At 38.8% G+C, this 8,167-nt stretch carries 13 protein-coding genes; all 13 read right to left on the bottom strand.

The genetic code is table 11. From position 1 onward, the window contains the following. Positions 1 to 244: 244 nt before the first annotated feature. The 13 genes from BTU61_RS09075 to rplR all read right to left on the bottom strand — a co-directional run bounded on the left by BTU61_RS09075 (position 245) and on the right by rplR (position 8,098). The gene (locus BTU61_RS09075; RefSeq protein ID WP_200773251.1) at positions 245 to 1,498 is read right to left on the bottom strand and encodes a glutamate-cysteine ligase family protein; all 1,254 of its coding nucleotides are present in this window, start codon (positions 1,496 to 1,498) and stop codon (positions 245 to 247) included. Positions 1,499 to 1,741: 243 nt separating this feature from the next. Further along, complete coding sequence (gene rplQ / locus BTU61_RS09070) at positions 1,742 to 2,128, bottom strand: 50S ribosomal protein L17 (protein WP_187539640.1); 387 nt, start codon at positions 2,126 to 2,128, stop codon at positions 1,742 to 1,744. Between the two features lie 11 nt (positions 2,129 to 2,139). After that, entirely contained in the window at positions 2,140 to 3,078 is a 939-nt protein-coding gene (locus BTU61_RS09065) for a DNA-directed RNA polymerase subunit alpha (RefSeq protein ID WP_003009635.1), read from the bottom strand. A gap of 45 nt (positions 3,079 to 3,123) precedes the next feature. Further along, the gene (rpsK, locus tag BTU61_RS09060) at positions 3,124 to 3,507 is read right to left on the bottom strand and encodes a 30S ribosomal protein S11 (protein ID WP_001118385.1); all 384 of its coding nucleotides are present in this window, start codon (positions 3,505 to 3,507) and stop codon (positions 3,124 to 3,126) included. Between the two features lie 23 nt (positions 3,508 to 3,530). Further along, a complete protein-coding gene (gene rpsM, locus BTU61_RS09055) occupies positions 3,531 to 3,896 on the bottom strand; it encodes a 30S ribosomal protein S13 (protein ID WP_187539638.1) in 366 nt (121 codons plus the stop codon). A gap of 17 nt (positions 3,897 to 3,913) precedes the next feature. Next, the gene (gene rpmJ / locus BTU61_RS09050) at positions 3,914 to 4,030 is read right to left on the bottom strand and encodes a 50S ribosomal protein L36 (protein WP_001808836.1); all 117 of its coding nucleotides are present in this window, start codon (positions 4,028 to 4,030) and stop codon (positions 3,914 to 3,916) included. 23 nt (positions 4,031 to 4,053) lie between these two features. Next, positions 4,054 to 4,272: a translation initiation factor IF-1 gene (gene infA / locus BTU61_RS09045; protein WP_001029883.1), complete on the bottom strand. Its 219-nt coding sequence runs from the start codon at positions 4,270 to 4,272 to the stop codon at positions 4,054 to 4,056. A 116-nt stretch (positions 4,273 to 4,388) separates the two neighbouring features. Further along, on the bottom strand, positions 4,389 to 5,027 hold the full coding sequence (locus tag BTU61_RS09040) for an adenylate kinase (protein ID WP_187539636.1): 639 nt from the start codon (positions 5,025 to 5,027) through the stop codon (positions 4,389 to 4,391). A 96-nt stretch (positions 5,028 to 5,123) separates the two neighbouring features. Next, a complete protein-coding gene (gene secY, locus BTU61_RS09035) occupies positions 5,124 to 6,431 on the bottom strand; it encodes a preprotein translocase subunit SecY (RefSeq protein WP_187539634.1) in 1,308 nt (435 codons plus the stop codon). Positions 6,432 to 6,443: 12 nt separating this feature from the next. After that, the gene (rplO, locus tag BTU61_RS09030; protein WP_187539632.1) at positions 6,444 to 6,884 is read right to left on the bottom strand and encodes a 50S ribosomal protein L15; all 441 of its coding nucleotides are present in this window, start codon (positions 6,882 to 6,884) and stop codon (positions 6,444 to 6,446) included. Between the two features lie 148 nt (positions 6,885 to 7,032). Then, the gene (rpmD, locus tag BTU61_RS09025) at positions 7,033 to 7,215 is read right to left on the bottom strand and encodes a 50S ribosomal protein L30 (protein ID WP_002894509.1); all 183 of its coding nucleotides are present in this window, start codon (positions 7,213 to 7,215) and stop codon (positions 7,033 to 7,035) included. Between the two features lie 14 nt (positions 7,216 to 7,229). Then, the gene (rpsE, locus tag BTU61_RS09020; RefSeq protein WP_187539630.1) at positions 7,230 to 7,724 is read right to left on the bottom strand and encodes a 30S ribosomal protein S5; all 495 of its coding nucleotides are present in this window, start codon (positions 7,722 to 7,724) and stop codon (positions 7,230 to 7,232) included. 17 nt (positions 7,725 to 7,741) lie between these two features. Beyond that, complete coding sequence (gene rplR, locus BTU61_RS09015) at positions 7,742 to 8,098, bottom strand: 50S ribosomal protein L18 (RefSeq protein ID WP_187539628.1); 357 nt, start codon at positions 8,096 to 8,098, stop codon at positions 7,742 to 7,744. Positions 8,099 to 8,167 lie beyond the last annotated feature (69 nt).

Below are 8,167 nucleotides of genomic sequence, written 5' to 3'. Positions count from 1 at the left end.
GACAGATTTATTGTTTTTTCATTGTTCAGTACTATAACCTTTGTTATAGTGCCCTGCACATTGGTTCGTCTTGTTCAGTTTTCAAAGGTCTTTGTCGCTCTCTTGCGACAACTATATTAGTATATCACGCCATTTCTATTCTGTCAATACTTTTTTCTAAGTTTTTTTATTTTGTTGGGGGATTAGTACTTTAAATCATTCAAAAAAGGCAACAAAGCCCGTTAATACAGGCTTTGTTGTTCTTTTAATTTAAATAGATTTCTTCTCCGTATCCTCTTTCGATTAATCCAAGTCTAGCGATTGTTAATAAATCATGTGAAAATTCTTGGATTTTAGATTCTTCTTCTTTACTTAATTTAATTTTTGAATATTTTTTTCTTAATTTTCGTAAGTCTCTCTCTTTGGTATTAAGGAACTTACAATTTTCTAGATATTCCTCTAGTTTTTCCAATTGGTTGAATAGGCCTACTTCAAAAGCAATTGGTGCAAAAGTGTTTTCTAATGGTTGTGTACAGGTACTTCTGAATTCCACTGTTCCACGTGATGTTAAATCCTGGAATTGGTAGCTTCGATGCTGTTTGATATCATCTTTTAATGGTGTGATAACTGTTTCTTTTCCGTCAGCTGTGTAGGCTACGATTTCGTTTTGGTCCAAATAATCTTGAACACGGATTGGTCTAAAGTAATAAAATTTAGTCCCTCTTACGGCCGTAAAGATCGCTGTTTTTGCTAGATTTTCAAAAAATTCATCCTCGCACCTGTATTTCTTAGGATAAAGCCCGACATTTTCTTCAAAATAACCATGTAAGGATTCTTCCCAAAAGAGATCCCTTGCTATTTTAGTATCCCATGATGCTTCTGGAAATTCTGAGTTTGGGAAAAGGTAGGCCTTTGCAGCCTCAATTTGATTAAATGCATTAATAACTCGTAGATAGTTCTCTCGATTTACATCTAGTTGAAGTTGATTTCCACATATAAATGCACCATAGTCAGGGTAGGGATGGGTGTCCATACCTGTTCCTTTCATTGCTAGAAAGGCCATTAACATTTGATAGCGTTCAATTTGTACTGGTCTATTATCATTTTGCTTCCATTGTGGATGAATTCCATATCCTTTGATTTCATGGTGGTATTGTTGAAGCATTGGTTGTATTTTTTTCAAATAGTTCTTAAAGCGTTGATCAACCTGATGAATGGATTTTGCTTTTTCAAATGCAAATTCAATCGTATTGTAACTGAGTTCAAATAAAATACGATCCTTTGACGCTCTATGAATTAGTTGGACGGGGTTATTTTCTTGATCTCGCTTTTCAACTTCAAACTCTACATCCAATGCTAACTCTCGAAATAATTTTTTAGTAACATTAATATCAGTCTTTTTTCCATGAACTTCTACGATAGGAAATTCTAATTCAATCCCAACAAAGACCTCAGGTGATCGTTTCATATGACTCAGATATTTCTCTTTGAGTAATCCAATTGCTTCTTGTTTTGACATTTATTCCTTTTTTCTATTCTGTATTTGGTTTTCATTATATCATTTATTTTTATTTTCTACTAAAGTAAAAAACGCCTGCTTACGAAATTGTTTTAAGTTAAAGCAATTTCGTAAACAAGCGTCTACTATTTCATCCAATACGATGAGTGTTCCCGCTGGGGAAAATCCCCAGCGGTAGACCAGAGCTAGACTAAGAATAACAGTGTATTCCATCATCATAACACTCAACAAAATTGATGACCATTATACCAATTCGATGATTGCCATTGGCGCAGCATCCCCACGACGTGGTTCAGTTTTAAGGATACGTGTATATCCACCATTGCGCTCAGCATAACGAGGTGCTAATTCAGAGAACAATTTTTGAAGTGCTGTTGTTTCTGAGTATTTACCTGTTTCTTCATCAAAGTTTTGTGTTGCAACTTCGTTACGTACGAATGCAGCAGCTTGACGACGTGCATGCAAATCACCACGTTTACCCAAAGTAATCATTTTTTCAACTGATTTACGGATTTCTTTTGCACGTGCTTCAGTTGTTACAATTGCTTCATTGATGATAAGATCTGTAGTCAAATCACGAAGCATTGCTTTACGTTGTGAGCTAGTGCGTCCTAGTTTACGGTAAGCCATGTATTCCTCCTCTATTTATCGTTTTTTAACCCAAGGCCTAAGTCAGCAAGTTTAATTTTAACTTCTTCAAGACTCTTACGTCCCAAGTTACGAACTTTCATCATTTCTGCTTCAGATTTTTCAGTCAAATCGTAGACAGTGTTAATGCCAGCACGTTTCAAACAGTTGTAAGAACGAACAGAAAGATCTAATTCTTCGATGGTACGCTCTAAAATACGATCATCAGAAGTTGTATCTACTTCTTTCATAACATCTGTTGCAATAGCAATTTCAGTTAAGTTTGTGAATAGATTTAGGTGTTCTGTCAAAATACGAGCAGACAAACCTAAGGCATCTTCTGGAATGATGGTCCCATTTGTTAAAATTTCAAGGGTTAGCTTGTCAAATCCATCGTTGCTACCAACGCGGGCTGGTTCAACTTGGTAATTGACTTTTGTCACTGGCGTATAGATTGAATCTACAGCAAGTGTTCCCACTGGTGCATCATCTTTTTTGTTTTGATCAGCCGGAACATAGCCACGTCCACTGTTTACAGTAAGCGTTGCTTTCAAAGAAGCTCCTTCACCGATTGTAAATAGATAATGATCAGGGTTTACAATTTCGATGTCACTATCCGTCAGAATGTCTCCGGCAGTTACTTCTGCAGGTCCTTCTACATCAAGTTCGATAATCTTTTCGTCTTGGACGTAAGATTTCACGGCGATTCCTTTAACGTTAAGAATGATTTGCATAACGTCTTCACGAACTCCTGGAACTGTATCAAATTCGTGGAGTACACCTTCAATGTTGATTGAAGTAACAGCTGCACCTGGAAGTGAAGCTAGAAGTACACGACGAAGTGAGTTTCCAAGCGTTGTTCCGTAGCCACGTTCAAGTGGTTCTACTACAAATACGCCATAATCTTTATTTTCATCAATTTTTGTTATATTTGGTTTTTCAAACTCAATCATTTGCTATACTCCCTCTTAAACGAAAAGCTGTGTAATTGTTGATGATTATACACGGCGACGTTTTGGAGGACGAGCACCATTGTGTGGTACAGGAGTTACATCGCGGATTGCAGTTACTTCAAGACCAGCAGCAGCAAGTGCACGAATAGCAGACTCACGACCTGAACCAGGACCTTTAACAGTTACTTCAACAGATTTAAGTCCATGTTCTTGAGCAGATTTAGCAGCAGCTTCTGATGCCATTTGAGCAGCAAATGGTGTAGATTTACGAGAACCTTTGAAACCAAGTGCACCTGCAGATGACCAAGCGATTGCATTACCATGCACATCAGTAATCATAACAATTGTGTTGTTAAATGTAGCGTGAATATGAGCAATACCAGATTCGATATTCTTTTTCACACGACGTTTACGTGTTGGTTTAGCCAAGATTTTTACCTCCTTATTTTATTTTATTTTTTCTTACCTGCAATCGCAACAGCTTTACCTTTACGAGTGCGAGCGTTGTTTTTAGTGTTTTGTCCACGAACTGGAAGTCCACGACGGTGACGGATACCACGGTATGAACCGATTTCCATCAAACGTTTGATGTTCAAGTTTACTTCACGACGAAGGTCACCTTCAACTTTGATTGCGTCAACTTCACGACGGATAGCATCTTCTTGATCAGATGTAAGATCACGAACACGAATATCTTCTGAAACTCCAGCAGCTGCTAAAATTTTCTTAGATGTTGGAAGTCCGATACCATAGACATAAGTCAATGAAACTACTACGCGTTTGTCATTTGGAATGTCAACTCCAGCAATACGAGCCATGTTTTCTCCTTTCTATCTTATCCTTGACGTTGTTTGTGTTTTGGATTTGCTGGGCAAATTACCATAACACGACCATTACGACGAATTACTTTACAGTATTCGCAAATTGGTTTGACCGATGGTCTTACTTTCATTTTTATCCCTCCAAGTCTTTCGATTATTTAAAGCGGTATGTGATACGCCCACGTGTCAAATCATACGGACTCATCTCCACTGTAACACGATCTCCCGCTAAAATACGAATATAGTTTTTACGAATTTTACCAGAAACTGTTGCTAAAATCTGATGTCCATTTTCAAGTTCAACCGTAAACATTGCATTCGGCATTGTATCGACTACTTTGCCTTCAACTTCAATCACATCGTCTTTTGCCACGCAAAAGTACCTCCATAAATTTCGATTCATCCCTCTGAGCACAGAGGTAACAATTATAAGTCAGACTAATTAATTGTAACACTAGTTGTCCAATATTGCAAGCCTGAAAAACGCTTTTATTTCAATTTTGACAAGACTTTTTCAATGTCTGAGAATACATCATCGATATCTTGGTTTCCTTCGATATCATGTACTAGACCTTTAGCGCGATAATGAGCAATGATTGGTTCCCCTTGAGCAATATTAACGTCCAAACGACGTTTTACTGTCTCAGGTTTATCATCTTCGCGTTGATAGTAATCTTCCTCTTTGTAATCAACTGGTGGATTGAATACTTTATGGAAAGTTTCTCCTGTTACACGATGAATGATACGACCACTTAAGCGTTCTAAAAGACTATCTGGATTTACTTCGATATTAATAACACCTTCAAGTTCAATCCCAAGTTCAGCCAATGTTTTATCTAAAGCATGTGCTTGTTCGATTGTACGTGGATATCCGTCCAACAAAAATCCCGTTTTCTTAATATCATCTTGAGAAAGGCGTTCTTTCACAATTCCATTTGTAACTTCATCTGGAACTAATTCGCCTTTGTCAATATACGACTTAGCTAACACACCCATTTCAGTTTGGTTGGCCATTGCTGCGCGGAACATATCTCCGGTTGAAATGTGCGCTACGTGAAATTCTTCAACGATTTTTGCTGCTTGAGTCCCTTTACCTGCTCCAGGCAACCCCATAATTAAAAGATTCATGATGAATTCTCCTTATTTTGTTTTTAAATGGAAGCAGGAGCCATTTCCTATTTCCATTTAAAAACAAAATAGAAGGCTGACAAAGTCAACCTTATTCTATTCTGTTGTGTCCATAAATCCGACATACTTACGTTTTAGTAAGTAGCCTTCTAATTGTTTCATTCCTTCAATACCTGTAGAAATAATGATCAAAAGACTTGTTCCTCCAAGAGCAACGGCATCTGTCAATCCAAATACATCACGGGCTAAGATTGGAATGATCGTAATAAAGCCAAGGAATACTGATCCGACACTTGCTAAACGACGGAGCAAGCGAGACATAAACTCTTCTGTTCCCTTACCTGGGCGAACACCTGGAATGTAGGCACCGCTCTTTTGAAGGTTTTCTGCCGTTTTTTCAGGATTAATCTGAACAAACGTGTAGAAGAAGGTGAAGAGAATGATCAATAAGGCATACATGGCAACACCAGTTGGTGTGTTTGTTGCCAACATGGCTTGTGCTGTTTTTACCCATCCTGCATTGTAACCCATAGCGCTAATAACTTGGAAAATAGCAGCGGGTGCTGCTGTAATCGAACTAGCAAAGATGACAGGAATAACCCCTGCTGGGTTTACTTTTAAAGGTAGGTAAGAGCTCGACGGAGCTCCTTGAGCAATCTTTGTGTACTGAACTGGGATCTTGTACTGAGCCTGCTCTACAAAGGTTGTAAAGTAAACAATGACCAAGACCGCAAGAATCAAAACACCAACAAAGATAAGTGAGTTGGTCATTTGACCGGAACGAACATTTACAAATGCATTTTCATAGATTTCTTTAATCATCTCTGGGATAGAAGATACGATCCCTGCAAAGATAATCATCGAAACTCCATTTCCATATCCTTTATCTGTAATCTGTTCTCCTAACCAGGTTACAATCATTGAACCTGTAGTGAGAATTGCTCCGATTAAAAGATAGGTTTTCGCATTTGGGGTCGCAACTAATTTTGCCTGAGACAAGGTATGGAAAGTTGCTGTGATCCCAATAGATTGAACAAAGGCTAAAACTAGGGAAATGTAGCGAGTTGCTTGGTTAAGCTTTCGACGACCAACTTCCCCTTGTTTCCCCCATTCAACGAATTTTGGTAAAAGATCCATTTGCAAAAGTTGTACAACGATCGAAGCAGTGATGTAGGGGCTAACACCGAGAGCAAATACTGAGAAGTTTCTCATGGCATTCCCAGAAACAAGACTAAGCATGTTCAAGAAGGACACATCTTGAAGACTGTTCAGAATTTTCGCATTAACACCAGGTACTGTAATCGTCGTTCCGATACGGAAAACAAGGACAATGAAGATCGTAAATAAAATCTTTGATCGTACTTGTTTTACCTTAAATGCATCTTTTAATAATTTAAAAAACATAGGTCACCTCACTTAGATGACTTCAACTGAACCACCTTTAGCAGTGATAGCTTCTTCAGCTGATTTAGAGAATTTAGCTGCTTTAACAGTCAATTTCTTCGTCAATTCTCCGTTACCAAGAACTTTAATCCCTGATTTTTCAGCTTTTACAATACCTGATTCTACAAGTACAACTGGTGTTACTTCAGCACCATCTTCGAAGACGTTCAACTGATCAAGGTTTACAATAGCGTATTCTTTAGCGTTGATGTTTGTAAATCCACGTTTTGGAAGACGACGGAACAATGGAGTTTGTCCACCTTCAAAACCAAGACGTACACCGCCACCGCTACGAGCCTTTTGACCTTTTTGACCACGGCCAGAAGTTTTACCGTTACCAGATGAAGTACCACGACCAACACGGTTGCGGACTTTACGTGAACCTGTAGCAGGTTGTAATTCATGAAGTTTCATTATTTATTTTCTCCTCTTTTGTAAAATGCTAGCGCTCCTATTAGGAAAAAGGTGTTCTTAATAGGAACTCGCCTATACGAATAAATTGAGTTTTAGGGGCTGAGATAACATCTCATACCCCCTAAAACATCTATGATGGTAAGTTTAATTACTTAACTTCCTCAACAGTTACCAAATGAGATACCGCAGTGATCATACCACGTACTGCTGGGTTATCTTCTTTGATGACTGAGCTGTTCAATTTGCCAAGTCCAAGTGCTACAACAGTTTTACGTTGTGACGGGATGCGTCCGATTGGAGACTTAGTCAAAGTAATTTTAATTTGAGCCATTTGAATCTCCTTTCTTAAGCCAAGTCAGAAACTGAAATACCACGAAGGGCAGCAACTTCTTCAGCACGTTTCAATTGTGCCAAACCGTTAACAGTTGCACGAACGATGTTGATTGGAGTGTTTGATCCAAGTGATTTAGATGTAACATCTGCGATACCTGCCAATTCGACAACGGCACGTACTGCACCACCTGCAGCAACTCCAGCCCCTTCAACGGCTGGTTTCAACAAGACACGAGCTCCACCAAATACAGATGTTACTTCGTGAGGAATTGTTGTTCCAACCATAGGAACTTCGATCAAGTTTTTCTTAGCATCTTCAACAGCCTTACGGATTGCTTCTGGAACTTCTTGAGCTTTACCAGTACCAAATCCTACACGGCCATTACGGTCACCAACAACTACAAGAGCTGCAAAACGAAGACGACGTCCACCTTTAACAACTTTTGTAACACGGTTGATGGCAACTACGCGTTCTTCAAGTTCAACTGCATTATCTTTAAATGCCATTTTCTAGTGTCCTCCTATTAGAATTTCAATCCGTTTTCACGAGCTGCATCAGCCAAAGCTTTAACACGTCCGTGATATAGATATCCACCGCGGTCGAACACCACTTCAGAAATACCTTTAGCAACTGCACGTTCAGCAACTAGTTTACCGACAACAACGGCTTGTTCAGTTTTAGTTCCTTTTGAAACTTCTTTGTCAAGAGTTGAAGCACTTGCGAGCGTTACACCCGCTACGTCATCAATCACTTGAGCGTAGATGCCTGTATTAGAACGGTATACGTTCAAACGTGGGCGATCAGCAGTTCCAGAGAGTTTTCCGCGAACGCGACGGTGGCGTTTTTGACGGATTTTATTTTTATCTGGTTTCGAAATCACAATTTTCACCTCTTAATTATAAATCTTGTGCCTAAGCACTGAATTGGTAAGATGAAGTCTGGTTGAAAA

It is taken from the genome of Streptococcus lactarius (assembly GCF_016642265.1).
GTDB classification, from domain to species: domain Bacteria; phylum Bacillota; class Bacilli; order Lactobacillales; family Streptococcaceae; genus Streptococcus; species Streptococcus lactarius.
The sequence above is the reverse complement of the archived record's forward strand: the minus strand, read 5'-3'. Positions and strand labels throughout refer to the sequence as shown.